The organism is Sorangium sp. So ce1335 (genome assembly GCF_051521615.1).
Taxonomy (GTDB): domain Bacteria; phylum Myxococcota_A; class Polyangia; order Polyangiales; family Polyangiaceae; genus Sorangium.
This window is the reverse complement of record NZ_CP150363.1, coordinates 756,786-776,725: the sequence shown is the minus strand read 5'-3', so window position 1 is coordinate 776,725 and position 19,940 is coordinate 756,786. Positions and strand designations below refer to the sequence as shown.

The following is a 19,940-nucleotide window of genomic DNA, read 5'->3' as shown; positions in this document are numbered from 1 at the left end:
GCCCGGACAGCGGCCTAGCCTAGGTCTCGTCGTCCTCCTCGTCATCGAGACCCTCCCACCACTCGGCCAGGTCGATCTCCACGTCCTCGAACGGCGCCGCGCGTACCTTCTCGTCGCGCCCGTAGAGTCCCAGCTCGGTCCACCGCCCGTTCTCGAGCTGACTGACCAGCAGCGTCCGCCGGGCGGGATCCACGTACCAGAGGTGAGAGACGCCAACCTCGGCGTAGAAGCGGCGCTTGACGAGGTTGGCGTAGCCCGCCGTGCGCGGCGAGAGGATCTCGCAGGCCCAGTCAGGAACGAGCCGGATGGGCTCCCCGGTCCGCGGCGGCCTCGGCATGCGCGCCCGGCGCCAGCCTGCGACGTCGGGCGAGATCTCGGGGGCGCGATCGAGCTGGATGCCCGGTTCGGGCAGGATCCACCATCCGCCGGGGCCGCCCCTGCCCCGTTGAAAGGGGTTCTTGAGGTCGGCCGTGATCAGGCCCTCGATGTTCGCGTGAGCGAAGCGCCGACGGGGGAAGGCGTACAGCGTGCCGTCGATGATCTCGCCTCCCCAGTTCGGCGGAAGCTCGTCGAGATCGGCGAGCGTGGCGGCCTGGACGAGCTTGTCGGCGAGGTTCATGCGCACCGTAGGGCGAGCATACCCCGCCGCGGCAGCGGTGGCTGGGCTCCCGGCAAGCGCGGTACGGCCGAGCGAGCGCCAGCCGTCTGGCCGGAACGCCCGCCTTGACGGCGCGCCCGGCGCAGCGCCTACGCGCTTCGGCCAGGCGATGGCTCTGCTGCGGGAAGGCTCTGGAGCCAGGTGACAGCCTCGTCGCAGCTCAGGGCGCGCCTCGGCTCGGCCTCGCGAAGCCACCGCCATTCCTCGCCCTCGTCCTGGGTGATGATCCGCGATGCCGCGTCGTCCTCCACGGCGAGCGCGATGAGCCAGTCCGTGGTCATCGGCATCTTTCCGGGGACGATCTTGAAATCCGCGCTCAGCTCGCCGCCGAGCGTGCGGTGCTTGGCCAGCTCCCACGCGGCGTCCGTGGGGTATCGCTCGCACAGGTCGTCAGCCCACCGAGCGGCGGTCGCTTGATCGAGGTGGATGTCGACCACCCTGATCCGGTGTTGCGTGAGGAAGTCGTCGAAGGCCGTCTCCAGAAAACGGTCACCGAGATGTGCCCGCTGCTGGCGGCGCCTCTCGAGATAGACCTGAGCGTGGACGACCACCTCGACCCCGCGGCTTCGAGCGAGGCGGCAGAGGTCTCGAATGGCGCGGGGGTTGCGTGCCGCATTGGTATCGATCCAGAGGCGCACTTCAAGCGTCCTTGGAGGACGTGCCGCCCAGGCCGAGCTGCTCGTCGAGCTCTGCCTCTGTCCATGCCTCCCAGCGGCCCTCCGGCCGGGAGCGCAAGAACCAGAGATATCCGCCGTTCTGCAGGCCTAGGTTGTTTCGCATCTCCGAGGGAAGCCGGGTATAACCGTCCGGCGTGACCCACTGCTCGTCGGCGCCGCTCTCTCGCGCGCGGGCCCGGAGCTCGCGATCCGAGCGCGAAGGCTGCCGTGTGACGAGAGTCTCCCCCTCGGTGGAGCGGCTGAACCGGAGCACCTCCGGGCCGTCGAAGACCTGGACGTGGCTCTCGAGGAAGATCTGATCGACGACCCCGCGTTGCACCTGCTCGCGCAGGATGTCGCGGACGAGCTCCTGGTTCTCGGGGTGCAAGCTCATCTCCGGCTCCTCGATGGCGACCAGCGCGGCGCGGGACGTGAGCACGGCGGCGACAAGGGCGACCACCTGCTGCTCGCCGGAGCTGAGCTCAGAGAGGCGGAGGATCTGCTTGCCCCGGACCTCGAAGCGCAGATCGGTAACCTCGCCGCCGGCCATGGGAGCCCGGAGCACGGAGATTTCTCGATCCGACAGCGTCTTGAACCGATGGATGAGATCCACGAAGATGCGCCAGCGCTCCGTCTCCTCCGGATCGAGTGACGTAGCCAGCGCGAGCAGGCGTTCGGCTGTGGCGGAAGACAGAGTGCTTGCCCCCTCTTCGTGCGGCCCTCCCTCGCCGATGCCGCGGAAGTCTCGGCGGCGAGCATCCAGCAGGAAGAACGGTTTGCTCCCAGGGCCGAGCGGAGCCTCGATGGCGTTCTTCAGCGCGGAAATCTCGTCATCTTGCGGCCCATTCTCCGTGGGCGCTTCCCACGGGGGAGCGCCCGGCTTCGACGGCAGTCGCGACACCGTCTTGCCCTTCGGCTCCCTCCAGCTCTTTGCTTGGGAGGATGTCGCCATCTCCAGTCCGAGGATGACGTCATTGCCCGACGGAGTCAGCGTGACGCGGAGTGCACCGAGCCGGGCATCATCGAAATGAACCTCGATCCGCTGTGGATCACGAACACCGGGAGGCCAGCTCCGGTGGTTCATTGATAGGCCGAAGTGGCTGTCTCTGAAATCCCACCGCAGCTTGAGCGCTGTGTCCAGTGGCTTGATCCCTCCGGTACTAACGGCCTTGCTCAACCAGTACGACGCCACCCGAAAGAACAGGTCGATCGCCGCCAGCGCGTTCGACTTGCCCGCCCCGTTGGCGCCGTGGAACACGGGCATCTCGTCCGCCGCGCCGCCGGAGGTGAAGGCGATCTCCGTGGGCCCCCGGAATGTCCGGAAGTTCTCGATCACGAGCCGCGCGATGCGCAGCGACGGTGTAGCGCGGGCGTTCACCGGCCAGAGCAGAGCAAGACGCAGGCCGCGAGGTCAAGCCATCCTCCGCGGTGCCGCGCTTCCGCCGGGCCGCAAGCGCACTCACTACCGCCCGCCTCCGCCGAGCCCGGACCGCTCCTCAGCGTCCGCCGGCCGTCAGTGGCAGGCCGGCTGCTCGCCCTGAGGCCGCCCCCGGTGCTGCCGGTGCCCCCCGCGCCGGCGCGACGACCACCGGCGGCTTGGCCGGCCCCGCTCTTCCAGCCATGAAAGGCGTGGCGTTACGCCACAGTTTGCCGGCACACAGGCTTCCTCGCGCGGGATCCACTCGCCCTGGAGCGACACCCCGCGCGCGTCCTCGCGGACGCCCCGCGCCCAGAGCCACGCGGCGAGCGCCTCGCCGAGCTCGCGCAGGCTCGACCAGCGCGCCGTCGGCTCCTTCTGGAGCCCGCGCGCCAGGATCGCCCAGAGATCCCCGTCGAGGTTGCACGTCTCCACGAGCGACGGCACCGCGTCCTGCAGGACCGCCCGCAGGCCGTCCAGCGCGTTCCTTGACGAGAACGGGGGGCGGCCCGACAGGAGCTCGTACAGCATCGCGCAGAACGACCAGACGTCGGCGCGGCGATCGATGGTGGGCACGGCGAGCGCCTGCTCCGGCGGCATGTAGTCCGGGGTCCCGAACACCTCGAAGCTCGCCGACGCCGGGCTCTCCTCGCGCTCGGAGACGATCTTCGCCACGCCGAAGTCGACGATCTTCGGCTGCAGCCGGCCGCCGGCGCGGCGGACGAGCATCACGTTGTCCGGCTTGAGATCGCGGTGGATGACCCCCTTCTCGTGCGCGGCATGCATCGCGGCCGCGACCGGCAGGAGCAGCGCGATCGCCCGCTCCGGCGACATCCACCCCTCGCGCGCCAGCACGCTGCGCAGCGACTCGCCCTCGATGAGCTCCATCACGAGGTACGGATCGCCCGCGGCCGTCTCGCCGAGGTCGAACACCCGCACGATCTCCGCGTGGTTCATCCGGCCCGCGGCCCGCGCCTCGCGCTGGAAGTAGTCCACGAGCTCCGCCGACCGGAGCTCCGGCCGCATCAGCTTGATCGCGACCGTCGACTCGACCGCCACGTTCGTCGCGACCCAGACCGTGCCCATCGCCCCCTCGCCGATCTTGCGGAGGAGGCGGTACTTGCCCGCGATGAGATCACCCTCCTGGTAGTGAACGCTGCAGGGCGACTCACCGAACCCCTCACCGAGGTCCCACGAGCTGTCGTCCGTGCTGCTCCAGGCGTCCGTGATCTCGATGCGCGACATGACTCTCCTGCCCCCTGCCACGCGGCCCCGCCGCGGTCGTGACGGGGCAGAAGCAGACAGCGTGCCATCCCTGGTAAAACTGGAAAGGATTCCAGGAGCGGCCGAAATGCCGCACGAAACACGCGCGACACCGACAGGGGCGCCGCACGGCTGCCCCGATGGGGCAGTCGGCCACACCCCACCCAGGCGGCGTCCCCCGGCGCGCGCAAAGGTGGTTTACTGCGGCACCCCCGCATGCGGATCGAACGGAGGCCAGCCTGATCCCGGCGGCCGCGCTGCGCGCCCTGCCCTTTGTCGCCACGGTGGTCGGCGCGCTCGCCTTCGCCGCGCTGCTCCGCCTCGCCCTCCGCCGCGGCGCGCGCCGCCGGCCGATCCTCCTCGCGTGGATGCTCGTCGGCGCGCTGCCGGCGCTCCACGTGGGCCTCGTCTGGTGCGGCCTCGCGCCGGACGTCTACCTCCGGCTCGCGCGCCCCTGGGCCGCGCCGCTCGCGCTGGGCGCGACGTCGTTCGTCGCGCTCCGGTACCTCGCGCTCGCGCTCGCCTCGCCGCGCGCCCGCGCGCAGGGGGCGTGGCGCGCGCGGCTCGGCGATCTCCTCGCCCCCTTCGCCGCGTTCGCCGCGGCCATGGCCGTGGCCGGGCCGGAGATCGGCCGGCCACTCGACAGGCTCACCGTCCTCGTCGTCATCGATCGCAGCCGCTCGATCGATCTCGTCCCGAACGCCGACAAGCGCGTCGCGCAGGAGCTCTCCGTCGCCGAGCTCGGCATGCGCGAGGACGACCGGATCGCCACGATCGCGTTCGCCGCCGGCGCGGCCACCGAGGATCCGCCGCGCCCGCGATCGCAGCTCCCCGCCCCGCAGCGGGTCGCGCTCGGCCGGGACGGGACGGACCTCGCCGCGGGCATCCGGCGCGCGCTCGCCGAGGTGCCGCCCGACTCCGCGGCGCGCGTCGTGCTCGTCACCGACGGCGTCGCGACCCGCGGCGACACGATGGCCGCGGCAGCGGCCGCCGTCGCCGCCGGCGTCCCGGTCGACGTGATCCCGCTGGAGCAGCGGGCGGTCCCCGACGTCCGCGTCGTCGCCCTGCGCGCGCCCGCGCGGGCCGACGAGGGCGAGGCGCTCGATCTGCGGCTCGTCACGTCGTCGCCGGCGCCGGCCGAGGTCGAGATCCGCCTGCGCCGCGACGGCGAGCTCATCGCGCGCACCGGCGCGTCGATCGCCGCGGGCGAGGACGTGCTGCGCATCCGCGAGGAGGCTCCCGGGCCGGGGCTTCACCGCTACGACGTCGAGATCACCGCGAAGGATCCGCGGCTCGACGAGGCCGCCGAGGACAACGCGGCGAGCGCCTTCCTGCGCGTGCGCGGCGCCGCCTCGGCGCTCGTGCTGGAGGGCGACGCGGGGCAGGGCGCGTTCATCGCGCGGGCGCTCGAGGGCGGCGCGTTCCGGGTGGTCGAGGGCGGCCTCGACAGCGTCCCCGCCGACCTCGGGGCGCTCGCCGGCCACGACGTCGTGGTGCTCAGCGACATCCGCGCGTCGAGCCTCTCGCCGGGGCAGATCGACGCGCTCGCGAGCTACGTCCGCGACCTCGGCGGGGGCCTCATCCTGATGGGCGGCGACAGGAGCATGGGGCCCGGCGGCTACGCGCGGACGCCGATCGAGGAGGTGTCGCCCGTCTCGTTCGACCTGAAGCAGGAGCGCCGGCGGGGGAGCCTGGCCCAGGTGATCGGCATCGACATCTCCGGCTCGATGGCGGAGACCGCCGGCGCGCACACGAAGCTCGAGCTCGCCAACGAGGCGGCCGCCCGGTCGGCGGCGCTGCTCGGCCCCGGCGACCGGCTCGGCGTCGCGCACGTCGACACGGCGGTGACGTGGAGCGTGCCGCTCGGGCCGGTCGCGGACAAGGCGGCGATCGACAGGGCGATCCGCGCGGTGGGCCCGGGCGGCGGCGGCATCTACGTCGACATCACGCTCGAGGCGGCCTACCGCGCGCTCGACAGGGACGCCTCGAGCCTGAAGCACGTGCTGGTCTTCGCCGACGGCTCGGACGCGGAGAACACGGGGCCTTGCCGCGCGATGGTCGAGGCGGCCGTGCGCCGCGGGATCACGACGAGCGTCGTGGCGCTGGGCCAGGGCAGCGACGTGCCGGAGCTCGAGACGCTGTCGCGCCTCGGCAACGGCCGCTTCTACCTCGTCGAGGACGCCGCGCGGCTGCCGGCGGTGTTCACGCAGGAGACGATCCTCGCGGCGCGGAGCGCGCTCGTGGAGGAGCCGTTCCAGGTCGCGCTGGGCGCGCCCTCGTCGATCACGGCCGGCGTGCCGTTCGGCGAGGCGCCGCCGCTCGATGGCTACGTGGTGACGATCCCGAAGAGCCGGGCGACGGTGCTGCTGTCGGGGCCGGAGGGCGATCCGGTGCTCGCCGTGTGGTCGGCGGGGCTCGGGCGGGCCGCGGCGTTCACGAGCGATCTGAAGGGCCGGTGGGGCGCGGCGTGGACGCGGTGGCCCGGCGCGGCGCGGATGATCGCGCAGGCGGCGCGGGACGTGACGCGCAAGGCCGAGGATCCGCGGGTGCGCCTCGAGGCGGACGCGTCGGGCGGCGAGCTGTCGGTGCGCGCGAGCGTCGTCGGCGACGATGGGCGGGCGCAGTCGTTCCGCCGGCTGGTCGTGCACGTCGCGGGGCCCGACGGCTTCTCGCGCGAGCTGCCGCTCGAGGCGACGGGCGCGGGGTCGTACACGGCGACGCTGCCGCTGTCGCGGCCGGGGACCTACGTCGCGGTGGCGCGGGACGAGCTCACGGGCGAGGCCGTCGGGACCACGGGGGCGGCGATGACGGCCGGCGAGGAGCTGCGCCCGACGGGCAGCGATCTGGCGCTGCTCGGGCGGATCGCGGAGTTCACCGGGGGCAAGCGGCGGGACACGCTCGCGGGCGTCTTCGAGGACCGGGCGTCGCGGCGCTTCGCGTACAGGGACGCGACGCCCGGGCTCGTGCTCTTCGCCGCGCTCGCGCTGCTGCTCGCCGTCGCGGCGCGGCGGCTCGCGCTGCCGGAGGCGGCCGTGGCGTGGGCCGCGCGGGCGGCGGAGCGGCTGCGGGCGCCGCGATGGGGCGCCGCGGCCGAGGCGGCCGGCGCGGGGGCGACGGTCGGGGCGCTGCTGTCCGCGAGGGAGCGGGGGCGCGGGCGGCGCGAGGGCGCGCCGCGCGAGGGGGCGCTGGAGGGGCCGGGGGCGCGAGGCGGCGAGCGCGGCGGGCGCGGCGAGCGGGGGCCGGCGTGGGCGGCGCCTCCCGGGACGGCGGCGCAGCCGGCGTGGACGCCGCCGCCCGAGAAGCCGGCGCAGCCGGCGTGGACCGCGGACCAGGCGGCCGCGGCGGCGGAGCAGGCGGCCGCGGCGGCGGAGCAGGCGGCCGCGCGACCGGATCAGCGCGGGACGGCCGGGGCGCCGGCGGCGGGGCGAAGTTCGCGAGGGACAGCGGCTCCCGCAGCACAGGAGCCGACGCGCGAGGGGCGGCCGCTCACCGCGGCGGAGAAGATCCTGGCCCGGCGCCGCGGGCGCCTGTGACATGGCCTATCGGCCGTCGCGACGCGGAGGATGAGCGCGCTCGGCGGTGCGCGCGGAGAGGCGGCATCCGCAGTGCGCCGTCGATCCGTGCCGTGTCGCCCGAGCCCATCCCTGGTTCATGAGAGAGCGAGAGAGAGGGACCACAGAGGCACAGAGGGCACAGAGGGGGAGAGAGAAGAGAAAATTCTCTTCCTCTCTCCCCTCTCTTCTTCTCTTCTTCTCTTCCTCTGTGCCCTCTGTGCCTCTGTGGTTCAAATTCTTCTCATCATGAAACCAGGGACGCGCCTGGCGCTCGTGACGGCGCCAGTGCCCGCGGCCCGGTGCTCGTCGGCGTGAGGCGAGCGCGTGGCCGGCGAGGGTCGTCGTGAACGGGCCTCGCCGGCCAGGGAGCGCCGCCGATCACAGCGGGATTTCGATCACGTCCTCGCAGGTGAACTCGACGCCCAGCGACGCCGCGGGATCGGCCTGCACCCTGGAGCACGCGCTGGGGCAGAGCTCGATCGACGTCGGACTCGCCGGGTTGTCGTAGCGCCATGCGCTCTCGGCCGCGCAGTCCTGATCGTACACGAGGGTCGTCGGGGTGTCGCTCGTGCCGCTCGTGTAGGTCACGTTGACCTTCTGCTTGTCGAACGTCCTGCCGTCGGGCGCCGGCGGGATCTCGATCGAGCACGAGATCGCGGTGCCGCGGATCTGATCGATGGCCGCCTTGAACGTGGCCGTCGTCTGCGCCGGGTCGCCTGTGTCGATGATGAACGCCTCGCCCGTGCCGCCCGCCTCGGCGATCTCGTGCAGGTTCTCGACGTTCTCCGGCGCGTCCGGCACCGGCGGGTTCGCGACGCCGACCACGTAGGTCGCGACGCCGTTCGCGCGCGCCGCCTCGACGTGCCGCACGACGGCCTCGATCGAGTCCGACCCCTCGCAGAGCTGCGGGTAGCCGTCGGTCACGAGCACGACCGCGTATTTCCCGGGGTTCTGCCGCCGCTCTTCCTCGATGAAGCTGTTCGTGCCCTCGACGACGAACGCCGTCGGCGTGCCCATGCGCCAGTCGCGCTCGCGCCTGGGCGTGACGTCGTCGATCGCCTGGCCGAACTCCTGCGAGGGCAGTGCCGTCATCGGGACATCCGGGTTCTCGTACGTGCCGGCCCTGCACATCCTCCGCTGATCGGGGCCGGGGAAGAACGTGAGCGACGCCATGAGCCCGGTGGACTCGGGATCCGAGAAGAACTGCTTCGTGGCGGCGACGACGGGATCCCACTTGAGCTCCTTGTCGTGCCACTCCTCGTTGTTCGCTCCCATGCTGCCCGACACATCGAACGCAAAGGCAAGGTACACCTGTTGAAGCCCGGCGTCGGCAGACTGGCTGGCGCACGCTTGCCCTGCGCCCGACGAGCCAACCCCGCTGCCGCCGCCCGAGCCGGGATTACCACCCGGGCCAGCGCCGGCGCCCACCCCGAAGTCGCCGGTGCCCGCCGAGCCGCTCGGCGAGCTGCCGCCGCCCGAGCTGCCGCCGCCGTCGCTGCTGTTCGAGGCCCCTCCGCACGCAGCGCCGGCCAGAGCCACCATCGACAAAGCAATGGTCATCGTAAGCGATCTCATGGTCCAACTCCTCTTAAGCACGTGCCAGCGCCTTCGCCCTCACCGGCGCCGGCGCGTCAGCATTCGAAGCGAGGAGGCCTCCGGAGACGGCACCCTGCCGGACCACATCGTGAAACTCCGGGACCATTGTGGAGTATAACCGAGATCGCTGCACCGTGCGTGACGTCTGTATGAAAAAGAGACCTCGTCGCGCCGCGACGATCACAGCGCAAGATATTCACGAGCGTGCAAACGTGCCTGTGCGCTCGTGTACCCGGGAGTCTCACCCCCTGGCGTCAGGGGGGCTCGGCGCGGTCCACGAGGCGTGGCCATGCGGCAAACCGCCGTGTTGCACATCCGGAGCGCGCTGAAGGCGAGAGGCAGGGCGCCAGTTGTACGCGGGTTTACGCGAGCGCTCCCCCGGCGTGCGCCGGCGCTCCCGGGTGCCCGGGCGGCAGCCCGAGGCGCTGCCGCAGCTGTGCGATGCCGACGCCGACGCCCCCCGCGGCGAGCGCGAGCGGCCAGGGCCTGCCGGTCTTCTGCCCGATGAACGCGCGCACGCGCCCCACGTCCTCGAGGATCGATGTCAGTCGTGCAGGGTCGTTGAAATTGTTCACGAACGCGTCCGCGAGCGCCTGCTGCCCGCTCGTGTTGTCCGCCCGCCCGTCGCTGCCGTATTGCGCGAAGAGGATGTGGAATATCCCGGGGGAGGCGCCGCCGAGGAGCAGGTTGTTGAACCTGTCGATGGGGCCGCCGTGCCGCGCGTAGAAGCGCTCGAAGGTGCGCGTCATCCATCCGGCGTCGAAGGGGCGATCGCCGTGCTCCACGACGCGCTCGATGAGGTTGCGCGCCATCTTGTTGCCGCTGTTGGCGCCCTGGCCGCCGATGGGATCGAGCGACATCGCCGTGTCGCCGAGCGGCGTCACGATCCTCCCCGAGGGCAGGCGGCCGACGGGCTTGCGCACGGTCGGCACGATCCGGCCGTTCTGCCATCCGTGCCTGTCCGAGAGCGTGGCTGTCCTGAACCATTCATGATCCCACGGGATGAGCTCCTTCACGAGCCCCTTCGCGATCGCGACGATCTCCTCCCCCGACGCCGCGCCCTGGAACCTGTCGAGCGGCCCGCCGGGGATGGCCTCGATGAGACAGTTCCAGCTCGGGCCCACGTCCTTGTGGTGGTAGGGAATCCAGAACGCCTCTCCGAGCCCCGCGAGCAGGTTGAACTTGACGGGGAGCAGCGGGACGCCGTCGAACCCGAGCTTCGGGCCCGTCACGCACATCATGACGACGTTGCGCTGCGCCTGCGTGTGGGCGCTGCGCGCCGCGTCGCGCTCGAACAGGTTGCACAGGTCGCCCCGCCCTGCAGCGACGACGGTGAGATCGTTCTCCGCCGCGATCTGGTCGAGCCGCGCGACGGTGACGGGCTCGATCTCGATCTTGCCGCCGCGCGCCTCGAGCTCGAGCATCCACCGGTGGCTCTGGAGCCGGAGATCGATCGCCATGAACGGCCGCTCCAGGCGCCCCGTCAGCGTCAGGAGTCGGTTGCCCGGGGCGGCGCACGCGGTCACGTGGGCGGCCTGGCCCCTGGGCGCGGCGTCTTCCCAGAAGGCGAGGCCGAGCTCGCGCTCGAACTCGAGCGCCATGTCGAACCGCGCGGCCGAGCCGGTGGGCTTCGACTCGTTCAGCCACTGCTCGGGCGTGCGATCCGAGTAGAGGGTGACGTCATAACCGGCCTTCACGAGGCCATGCGCCGCGAGCAGGCCAGCCTGTCCGGACCCCACGATAGCTATCTTCCGCATAGGATACCCCCGGGTTGCGTTCGTCCGCGATCGCCTCACGACGACCCGCGCTGAGCCGTCCAAGTCGGTCCGTCGTCCGTGCCGCCGGACGCGTCGCGAGCAGGAGGAGCCCAGTCCAACCTCGCACCGTATCACCAGAGCCAGTCCCCCAGGAAGCCTCCCGCAGCACCCCGCGAGTCCCCGCACGTCCCCCCGCAACGCCTCCGCAAGTCCCCTGCAGCGCCCCCCCCCCGCAAGTCCCCCGCTGCCGTCTGGGACCACCCCCCACCCCCACCAGGAGAGAGCCCGGGAGGGGTGGGGTGTCGCGCGGGGGGGCGAGGGGGAGGGCCCCACGAATCCGAGCGCCGGCCCGCGTCGCAGCGGGTCGCTCCTGGACTCGGCACTTCCGTAACAGCGGGCAACAGCCACCACGAGGCGCGAGTTCGTGGGAGGGCCCCCCTCGCCCCCCCGCGCGACACCCCACCCCTCCCGGGCTCTCCGCCGCAGCCGCAGCCGCAGCCCTCTGGTTGCGAGGCGCGACGCCTTGGAGTAGCGTCCGCGCCGCCGCGGAGCCCGGGCGTGTCGCTCGCCCAGCTCCAGCGGACGAGCCGGGCTTCTGGTGCGCGCCCCGGCTCGCGCGGCCCCCACCGCGCACGGGAGACGATGATGGCCCGAGGCTCGACAACCACGCGCAGCGAATCGGACGCTGCCGAATCGCTCATCGGCCGGGGCGCCCGCATCCGCGGGCGGGTCCACGGCGACGGCTCGCTCCGGGTCGAGGGGAGCGTCGAGGGGGACATCCGGCTGACCGGCGACCTCGAGATCGAGGACGGCGCTTCGGTCACCGGGGACGTCGAGGCGACCTCGGTCGTCGTCGCCGGGCAGCTCACGGGCGACGTTGCGTCGCGCGGCCCCGTCACCATCCGGGCGACCGCGCAGTACGCCGGGAACGTGGGCGGCAGCGAGGTGATCCTCGAGGAGGGCGCGGCGTTCGCCGGTCGTATCGAGGCGGAGTTCGACCTCCCGCCCGAGCTCTCGGAGCGGACCGGCGGGCGCGGTCAGGGCCCCCGGCGCGAGCCGGCGGGGCGGTAGCGCGCGCCGGGCGGGCAGCGCGCGTTGACGGATGAAGCATCGCGCCTCGAGGGCGCGACGAGGAGCACGAACGTGGCGGGTACGATCATCGGAAACGGGCTCACGATCGAGGGCGAGATCACCTCCGACGAGGAGGTGATCGTTGCCGGGACGGTGCGCGGCAGGCTCACCGTCGAGGGGCCGCTGACCATCGACGCAGGGGCGCTCGTCGAGGCGGACATCGGGGCGGCGTCGCTCCAGGTGGGCGGCAACGTGACCGGCAACGTCACGGCGGCCGATCGCGTGGACCTCCTCGCGGGCGGGCGCCTCGTCGGCGACGTGAAGGCGTCGCGGCTGACCATCGCGGACGGAGCCTCGTTCAAGGGCAACGTCGACATGGACGTGTAGCCGATGGCCGCCCAGTCCTCGATCGGGCCGACGACGGCCATCCGCGGCAACGTGCAGGGCGACGGGGATCTCGAGATCCTCGGGCGCGTCGAGGGGAGCGTCGTCATGACCGGCGACGTGACCATCGGTGAGGGCGCGCTCATCCAGAGCGACGTCCGCGGGCGGCGCGTCGTCGTCCGCGGCGCGGTCGCCGGGAACGTCTCCGGGGAAGAGGCCGTGATCCTCGAGCCCGGCGCGCGCGTCGTCGGCGACCTCGGCGCGCCGCAGATCGGCATCCACGCGGGCGCGCTCGTGCGCGGCAACGTCACCACCGGCGCGCCGCTCGCCGCGCAGCCCGCCGCGGCGCGCGCCGCGGCGGCGGAGGCCGCGCCCCGCGCCGCCGCCGCTCCCGCGGCCGCGCGGCCGGCCCGCGCGCCGGCGCCGGCAGCGCGGCCTGCGCCCCGCGTCGCGCCCGCGCCGGCAGCGCGCCCCGCGCCGGCAGCGCGCCCCGCGCCGGCAGCGCGCCCCGCGCCGGCAGCGCGCCCCGCGCCGGTCGAGGCGGCGCCCGCGCCCGAGCCGCGCCTCGCGGCGTCGCACGACGAGGACGAGGCCGATCTGGCGGCCTCGGCGGGCGGCGAGGGCGACGAGGCCGAGGGGGCCGAGGGCGCCGGCGGGCCGCCGCCGCCCGTGGTCCCTGCGCTCCGGAAGGGGGCCGCGAAGGCCTCGCTGCGCAAGCGGGGCGGGCGGTGAGCGCCGCCGGCACCTCGGAGCGGGAGCGGCTCGTCGCGCTGCTGCGCGAGCGGTCGTTCGAGCAGAAGCGCGTCGTGCTCGCGTCCGGGCGCGAGAGCGACTTCTTCATCGACTGCAAGCAGTCGGTGCTGACCGCCGAGGGCCACGCCCTCGTCGGCGCGCTGATGTTCGAGGCGCTCGACGCGCTCCCCCGGTGCGAGGCGGTCGCCGGCGTCGAGCTCGGGGGGTGCCCCCTCGCGAGCGCTGTGTCGCTGACGAGCTTCCTGCGCGGCCGCCCCCTCCCCGCGCTCTACGTGCGCAAGGAGGTCAAGGACCACGGCTCGCGCCGCCTCGTCGAGGGCGATCGCGGGCTCGTTCCCGGGATGCCCGTCGCGATCCTGGAGGACGTGATCACGACCGGCGGCTCGACGCTGAAGGCGGTCGAGAAGCTGCGCGCCGCGGGCGCCTCGGTCGTCGGCGTGGTCGCCCTCGTCGACCGGCTCGAGGGCGGCGCGGAGGCGATCCGCGCCGCGGGGCTGCCGGTCGTCGCGATCTGCACGCGGCGGGATTTCCTGCCGGACAGCCCGCCCGGCTGAGGCGACGCGCGCTGCCGCGGCCCGTCGGCGGCGCGCTGCGCTCCCCATCCCCCTCTTCGCAGCGCGCGCAGCAGCGCCCCTTCGCGAGCGCGCGCTGCTCCCCGTCCCCGCCCGCGGCGCTACTCCGCGGCCTTCGCCTGCGGCTCGCCGAGGAGCGGGAAGCCGAGCGCCTCGCGCTGCGCGAGGTACGTCTCGGCGACCGCCCGCGCGAGCGCGCGGACCCGGCCGATGAAGCGCTGCCGCTCGGTCACGCTGATCGCGCCGCGCGCGTCGAGGACGTTGAAGCGGTGCGCCGCCTTCACGACGAAGTCGTACGCCGGCAGCACGAGCGCCTTGCGCGGATCGATCGCCGCTCCCTTCGCCGTCGGGTCCGCGCCCCGGTACAGGAGCCGCTTCACCTCGGCCTCGCACACGTCGAACGCCGCGAAGTGCTCGGCGATGTCGGCCTCCTCGAAGTTGTAGGTCGACCACTCCCACTCCGCGCGCTGGTAGAGATCCCCGTACCGCACGACCTTCCCGCCGGTGTCGGAGTAGACGACGTCGTAGATGCTGTCCTTGTCCTGCAGGTACATCGCGATCCGCTCGAGGCCGTACGTGAGCTCGCCGGACACGGGGCGGCAGTCGATGCCGCCGATCTGCTGGAAGTAGGTGAACTGCGAGATCTCGAGCCCGTCGAGCCACACCTGCCAGCCGAGCCCCCACGCCCCGAGCGTCGGCGACTCCCAGTCGTCCTCGAGGAACCGGACGTCGTGCTCGAGCGGGTTCGTGCCGATGGCGCGCAGCGACTCCAGGTAGAGGTCCTGGATGTCGATCGGGCTCGGCTTCAGGATCACCTGAAACTGGTGGAACTGCTGGAGACGATTGGGATTTTCGCCGTAGCGACCGTCCGCGGGCCGCCGGGAAGGCTCGACGAAGGCGACGTTCCAGGGCTCGGGGCCGAGCGCGCGCAGGAACGTCGCCGGGTTGAAGGTGCCGGCGCCGACCTCCGAGTTGTACGGCTGCACGACGAGGCAGCCGCGCTCGGCCCAGAACTTCTGCAGTGCGAGGATGAGGTTTTGGAAGGTCATGGGAGAGCCGGTTCTTAACCTGGATCGCCCGCGCAGGCGACATGCAGCCCGGCGCCGCCCGAAAAGCCGCCGCCGCCCTCCGGCCTCCCTCGCCGTCGAGGACGACGCGGGCCCGGATCCCCTGCAGCGCCGACGGCCGCTCGCCTGCCCGCGCGCGGGTAGGTTAAGGATAGGCGATCGGGCGTGGCTCAGCGCCGCGAGCCGCACGACGGGTAGAGCCTGGCGAAGCCCGTCGCGTCGAGGTACGTCGAGATCGCCTCCTCGTACACGGTGCTGCCCGTCCTGCAGACCGGCTTGCCGAGGTCGTCGCGCCAGCAGTGGATGCCGTCGTCGCCCTGGCACGGGCCGAGGAGGGTGATGCCGCAGACGGGCGAGGAGTCGCAGACGCGCAGCCTCGCAAAGGCGCTCCAGTTCTCGCCGCACGCCGCCGCCGCGCCGCTGTCCGCGCAGGCGAAGACCTCCACCTTGGCGGCGTCGAAGAGGTTGCCGAACATCGTGGCGTCGGGGATCGGGTAGTCCACGGCGTCCTTCGCCGAGGCGTCCGTGAGCCCCAGGTGGCTCCCCACCATGCGGATCGGCACCTTCGCGCCGATCCCGTTGAGGGTCTGGAGCAGGCACGCCGTCACCCAGCGCTGCGACGACATGTCGCCCAGCTTCCCCGCCTTCCACGTCGGCGCCAGGCCGATCGCCCCCTCGAAGGAGACCGCTGGCACCGACGTGCTCACCTTCGTGCCAGGACCGAGCGCGCAGCCCACGACGTAGTGGAGGAGCTCGCGCCCCTGGACGCTGTTCAGGAGCGGCGTGGTCGTGAGCAGGCCGGTGTTGGCGTTGACGAGCGGAGAGGACGCGAGCCGCCGCAAGGCGACCTGCGTGGAGGAGCTCCAGAAGAACGACGGCTCGTCGCCGTTCGCCCAGATGAGCGCGTCCTCCGCGACCGCGAGCTCGCCTTCCGCTTCGCCCTGCGGCGCCGCGACGCAACCGGACGCGAAGAGGAGAGAACCGGCAACGACAGCAAGGGACGATCGGACGTTGAACATGCGCTTCCTTCCGCCGCGTGGCGCGGCATGCGAACGCCCTCGCCAAGTCCATGGATCGTGCCAGCGACGCGCGGCGGCGCCGCCGTCACGAGGAGCGCCGCTCTCCGCCCGAAGCGCGCCGTGTGTCGATGCGCGAAGGCGGCGGCGCCGGGCGGAGGCCACGCTCGACCGGAGGCGCCGGCCCTCAGCCCCTGGAGGCTCGCGCCTCCAGCTCCCGGAAGCGCCGCCACAGGTCGTCGAAGCGAGGCTGCCAGATCGGGCACGCGACGAGGAGCGGGCCGGCCTGCGCGAGCGCGCTGGATGCCTCGCCCCGCGCCCCGCGCCGGATCGCCATCGCCGCGCGCCAGTAGAGGAGCTCCAGGAGCTCGAACGGGGGCAACCCACCGCTGGCCTCGGCGAGCAGCGCGTCCCAGCGATGCCCCAGCGCGCCGGCGTCGGGCGCGCCGGGCGGCTGCGCGCCGAGCTGCGCCAGGACGAGCCCGAGCATCCGGAAGAGCGCCGACAGCGAGGGGGCCGCGGCGTCCGGCGGGCAGCGCCGGCCAATCCAGTCGACGAGGCGCGCCGCCTCTTCGTGGCCGCCGCGCGCGATCAGGATCCGGGCGAGCAGCAGCGAGCTCTCCGGCACCGGGACCTCCACGAACCGCTCCTCGAGGACGAGAGCGCGCCGCGCCAGCGGGAGGGCCTCCTCGTCCTGGTGGTTGGCGTAGAGCAGCTCGGCGACGTTGTGCGTCGCCATCCGCTCGAAGAGCGGGTTGCCGATCTCCCGCGCCAGGGCGATCGTCCGGCGCATGTCGTCGATCGCGAGGAGCAGCTCGTTCCTGATGGACCACAGCATGACGCGGTTGACGTACATCGCGCAGACGTGGAGCCAGTCCTCGACCTGCGCCGCCAGCGCGATGCCGGTCTGGAACGCCGCCTCCGCCTCCTCCTGCCGCCCGGCGAAGACGAGCGCCGCGGACTGCATGACGAGCGCCAGGACGCGCGCCTCGTAGTCGCGCGCGACCTCGGCGGCCGCGACGCCCTGGGCGAGGAGGTCGGCCGCCTCCGCCATGCGCCCCTGCCGCATGCAGGTCCGCCCGAGCCCGACGAGGAGCCGGGCGGTGAGGCCCGGCGATCCGGCGCGCTCGACCAGCGGTCGCGCCTCCTCCACCCGCCTGGCCGAGGTCTCGAAGTCGTTCGCCCAGTCGAGGGCGGTCGCCTCGACGAGGAGGACGTCGGCCAGGAACGCGGCGTCCCCGAGCTGCTCCGCGAGCGCCCGCGCGGCGGCGAGATCCTCCAGCGCCTCGCGCGGGCGGTGGACGCCGTAGCGGCTCTTGCCGCGCCCGAGCCGCGCGAGCGCGCGCACGCGCGGCGCGCCCTCCGCCGCGAACGAGAGGCACGCGGTGTAGTGCTGATCCGCCTCGACGTGGCGGTGCCGCGAGAGCGCGGCGTCGCCGAGCCGGAGGCAAGCGTCCGCCGCCTCGTCCAGCGCCCCGCAGCCGCCGGCGTGCCGCGCGAGCGGCTCGAGGAGCTCGGGGCGAGGCCCCTCCGCCTCGACCCTGGACCGGAAGCAGGCGAGCGCGTGCCTGTGGATCTGCGCGCGGTGCGCCGGGTCGAGCAGCTCGTAGACCGCGTTCTGGAACACCGCGCTCTGGAACGAGCAGCGCTCGCCCGCGCCGCGCTGGAGGATCCCCCGCTCCGCGAGCGCGCCGAGGCCGTAGCCGGCGTCGATGGGCGTGCCCGCGCCGCCCGCGCGCTCGATCGCGTCCTGGACCTGCTCGAGCTCCGCGCGGCCGAACGAGGCGCCCAGCACCGAGCAGAGCCTGACGCAGGCCGCGAGCTCCGGCGGCAGGGCGTCCATCTGCCGCTCCGCGAGCCACTGCCAGGCCGGCGACGGAGGCAACGCGTCGAGCTCCGCCGTCGCGACGTAGTGGCTGCCGGAGCCCGCGCGGCGCCGCACGATGCCGGCCCGCTTCAGCGAGCGCACCAGCTCCGAGAGGCAGGCGGGGTTCCCGCCCGCCCAGGCCGCGAGCCGGCGCAGCGTGGCGGCGGGCGGGTACTCCGCCGGCCGCAGGAGCTCGGCGGCGAGCGCCATCGCGGCCTCCTCGTCGAGGGGCGCGAGCGCCGCCCGGCCGTGGCGCTGCGTGCGCGAGCCCCACGCGCGGCGCACCTGCTCGAAGCGGGGGTGCGCGGCGACCACGACCCAGAGCGCGACGCCCGCGCCGTCGAGCGTCGCGTACTCGAGCGCGTCGACCAGCGCGTCGTCGGCGCGGTGCGCGTCGTCGAGGAGCACCGCCACCGGGCCGCGGCGCGCGAGCCGGCGCAGCCCCTCCCCGAGCGCCTGCACCACGCCGTGGTGGAGCGACGCGGGCGCGCCGCCGCCCGCGGGGAGCGACCAGCCCAGCGCCGCCGCCACCGCCGGCCACGTCGCCGAGCCGAGCGCGTCGCCCAGCCGCTCGCGGCAGAAGGCGGCGGGATCCGCCGGCGGATCGGCGGGCGCGTCGAGCACCTGGCGCAGGAGCTCCGCCGCGTCGCGCGCTGGCTCCCCGGGCAGCGGCTGCGCGGCGCGCAGCGAGATCACCCGCGCCTCGGGCGACGCGGCCGAAAGGCGGCGCGCCACGGCGGCGGCCTCCGCCACGAGGCGGCTCTTGCCGAGCCCCGGCTCGCCGAGGAGCGTGAACAGGCCCGGGCACGTCCCGTCGAACGCCGCCCCGGCGCTCGCGGAGAGCGCCGCGACGACGTCGGCGCGGCCGGCGAGCGGGGCCTCGAGCTCGGCCGAGGGGGCGGCGCGCGCCGAGGCGGGGTCCGGGTCGTCGCGTGCCGGCAGGGCGCGCTCGAGCTCCGCGGTGAGCGCGACGCCCGACCAGGGCTCCGGGGGCAGCCAGGTCTCCGGGCGCTCGACGGCGGCGCCGTACGCCGCGGCGGCGCTCCGCGCCTTGCGGCGGAGCGTGACGGAGGCCAGGTGGAGCGCCGCGCGCGCGCCGTGCCGCTCGCCGAGCTCGCGCGCGGCGGCGAGCGCGGCCTCGGCCGGGTGATCGGTGTTCCGGCCGGAGAACACGGCCACATAGCGGCTGCCGCGCTGCCGCGCGATGAACCCGTTGCGGCCGGTCACGGCGGCGATGACCGGCGCCGCCGGGGCGGAGGTGTCGGCGACGAGCAGGACGACCGGGTGCCCCCCCTCGGCGATGAGCCTGGCCGGCGCGGCGGCCGCCGGCGCGGCCCGCTGCGCGGCGACCGCCCGAGCCGCCTCGGCGCGCGCCGCCGCGAGCGCCCGCCGCAGCGCCGAGGCGCTCGCGGGGCGGCGGTCGCGGTCCTTGGCGAGGCACGCGAGCGTCAGCTCCTCCAGCGCCGCGGGCACCGGCGCGCGCTCGCCCGGGCGCCGCGGGCGCAGCGCGAGGTGGCCGTGCTCGACGGCGCTGCCGTCGCCCGCGAACGGCAGCTCCAGCGTGAGCAGCTCGAAGAGGACGACGCCGAACGCATAGAGGTCGGCGCGCTCGTCGATCGCCTCGCCCCGGATCTGCTCGGGGGCCATGTAGTCGGGGGTCCCGAGGACCGCGCCGGTGCGGGTGAGCTGCGCCTCTCCGAAAGGAGCGCCGGCGGCGCGCTTCGCGAGGCCGAAGTCGAGCAGCACGACGCGCGCTCCGGCGGCGGAGGGCGCGCCCGCAGAGCGCGCGATGAAGATGTTTTCCGGCTTCAGATCGCGGTGGATCACGCCCTCGGCGTGCGCGGCCTCGAGCGCGGCGAGCGCGGCGTCGGCCCGCGCGGCGGCCCAGTCCGGGCCGGGCGGCTCGGTCAGCGAGGCGAGCTCCGCGGCGAGCGTGCGGCCGGAGAGCCGCTCCATCACGAGGTAGGGGCGGCCGTCGTCGAGCCGACCGCGCCGGTGGAGCTGCGGGGCGTGCGGCGGGCCGATGCGCTGGAGCGCGTCCGCCTCGCGGCGGAAGCGCTCCTCGAGCACCGGCGTGGCGGAGAAGCCGACCTTGACGGCGACCTCGGCGCCGTCGCTGCCCGAGATCCCCGCCCAGACCGCGGCGAACCCGCCCTGTCCGATGCGCTCGCCCAGCGTGATCCCGTCGATGCGCGGCGGGACGGGCTCCGGGCGCTCGCTCGCCGGCGGGGGCGTCCACCCGTCGAGGGGGCACGGAGAGCCGACTTCGCGGCGCCGGTGACAGGATGGGCAGCGGTGCACTCGATGAT

At 74.0% G+C, this 19,940-nt stretch carries 14 protein-coding genes; 5 read left to right on the top strand and 9 right to left on the bottom strand.

The features are described 5' to 3' along the window. Positions 1 to 19: 19 nt before the first annotated feature. From WMF24_RS02810 to WMF24_RS02795, 4 genes are all read right to left on the bottom strand, one after another. Positions 20 to 619 (bottom strand): Uma2 family endonuclease, encoded by a 600-nt coding sequence (locus WMF24_RS02810; RefSeq protein ID WP_437738752.1) that lies wholly within the window; start codon positions 617 to 619, stop codon positions 20 to 22. Positions 620 to 747: 128 nt separating this feature from the next. Beyond that, positions 748 to 1,296, bottom strand: coding sequence for a hypothetical protein (locus tag WMF24_RS02805; RefSeq protein WP_437734783.1), 549 nt, complete (start codon positions 1,294 to 1,296; stop codon positions 748 to 750). Position 1,297: 1 nt separating this feature from the next. After that, positions 1,298 to 2,692 (bottom strand): AAA family ATPase, encoded by a 1,395-nt coding sequence (locus WMF24_RS02800; protein WP_437734782.1) that lies wholly within the window; start codon positions 2,690 to 2,692, stop codon positions 1,298 to 1,300. A gap of 135 nt (positions 2,693 to 2,827) precedes the next feature. Further along, on the bottom strand, positions 2,828 to 3,976 hold the full coding sequence (locus tag WMF24_RS02795) for a serine/threonine-protein kinase (RefSeq protein WP_437734781.1): 1,149 nt from the start codon (positions 3,974 to 3,976) through the stop codon (positions 2,828 to 2,830). Positions 3,977 to 4,278: 302 nt separating this feature from the next. Here WMF24_RS02795 and WMF24_RS02790 point away from each other — a divergent pair, with 302 nt between their 5' ends. Beyond that, positions 4,279 to 7,527, top strand: coding sequence for a VWA domain-containing protein (locus WMF24_RS02790; protein ID WP_437734780.1), 3,249 nt, complete (start codon positions 4,279 to 4,281; stop codon positions 7,525 to 7,527). Positions 7,528 to 7,926: 399 nt separating this feature from the next. On the opposite strand, the gene WMF24_RS02785 is transcribed toward WMF24_RS02790, so the two are convergent. Further along, a complete protein-coding gene (locus WMF24_RS02785; protein ID WP_437734779.1) occupies positions 7,927 to 9,123 on the bottom strand; it encodes a vWA domain-containing protein in 1,197 nt (398 codons plus the stop codon). 383 nt (positions 9,124 to 9,506) lie between these two features. Then, entirely contained in the window at positions 9,507 to 10,901 is a 1,395-nt protein-coding gene (locus tag WMF24_RS02780; RefSeq protein WP_437734778.1) for a styrene monooxygenase/indole monooxygenase family protein, read from the bottom strand. A 642-nt stretch (positions 10,902 to 11,543) separates the two neighbouring features. Here WMF24_RS02780 and WMF24_RS02775 point away from each other — a divergent pair. The 4 genes from WMF24_RS02775 to pyrE all read left to right on the top strand — a co-directional run bounded on the left by WMF24_RS02775 (position 11,544) and on the right by pyrE (position 13,663). After that, a complete protein-coding gene (locus WMF24_RS02775; protein ID WP_437734777.1) occupies positions 11,544 to 11,972 on the top strand; it encodes a bactofilin family protein in 429 nt (142 codons plus the stop codon). Between the two features lie 72 nt (positions 11,973 to 12,044). Further along, a complete protein-coding gene (locus WMF24_RS02770) occupies positions 12,045 to 12,359 on the top strand; it encodes a bactofilin family protein (protein ID WP_061611987.1) in 315 nt (104 codons plus the stop codon). A gap of 3 nt (positions 12,360 to 12,362) precedes the next feature. Beyond that, positions 12,363 to 13,088 carry a bactofilin family protein gene (locus tag WMF24_RS02765; RefSeq protein WP_437734776.1) on the top strand — a complete coding sequence of 242 codons (726 nt, stop codon included), beginning with the start codon at positions 12,363 to 12,365 and terminating at the stop codon, positions 13,086 to 13,088. Then, positions 13,085 to 13,663 carry an orotate phosphoribosyltransferase gene (gene pyrE, locus WMF24_RS02760; protein ID WP_437734775.1) on the top strand — a complete coding sequence of 193 codons (579 nt, stop codon included), beginning with the start codon at positions 13,085 to 13,087 and terminating at the stop codon, positions 13,661 to 13,663. Before WMF24_RS02765 ends, pyrE begins: the two co-directional genes overlap by 4 nt. A 119-nt stretch (positions 13,664 to 13,782) precedes the next feature. On the opposite strand, the gene glyQ is transcribed toward pyrE, so the two are convergent. The 3 genes from glyQ to WMF24_RS02745 all read right to left on the bottom strand — a co-directional run bounded on the left by glyQ (position 13,783) and on the right by WMF24_RS02745 (position 19,932). After that, complete coding sequence (gene glyQ / locus WMF24_RS02755; protein WP_437734774.1) at positions 13,783 to 14,730, bottom strand: glycine--tRNA ligase subunit alpha; 948 nt, start codon at positions 14,728 to 14,730, stop codon at positions 13,783 to 13,785. A 188-nt stretch (positions 14,731 to 14,918) separates the two neighbouring features. After that, a complete protein-coding gene (locus WMF24_RS02750) occupies positions 14,919 to 15,767 on the bottom strand; it encodes a hypothetical protein (RefSeq protein ID WP_437734773.1) in 849 nt (282 codons plus the stop codon). Positions 15,768 to 15,951: 184 nt separating this feature from the next. After that, positions 15,952 to 19,932, bottom strand: coding sequence for a serine/threonine-protein kinase (locus WMF24_RS02745; protein WP_437734772.1), 3,981 nt, complete (start codon positions 19,930 to 19,932; stop codon positions 15,952 to 15,954). Positions 19,933 to 19,940: the final 8 nt, after the last annotated feature.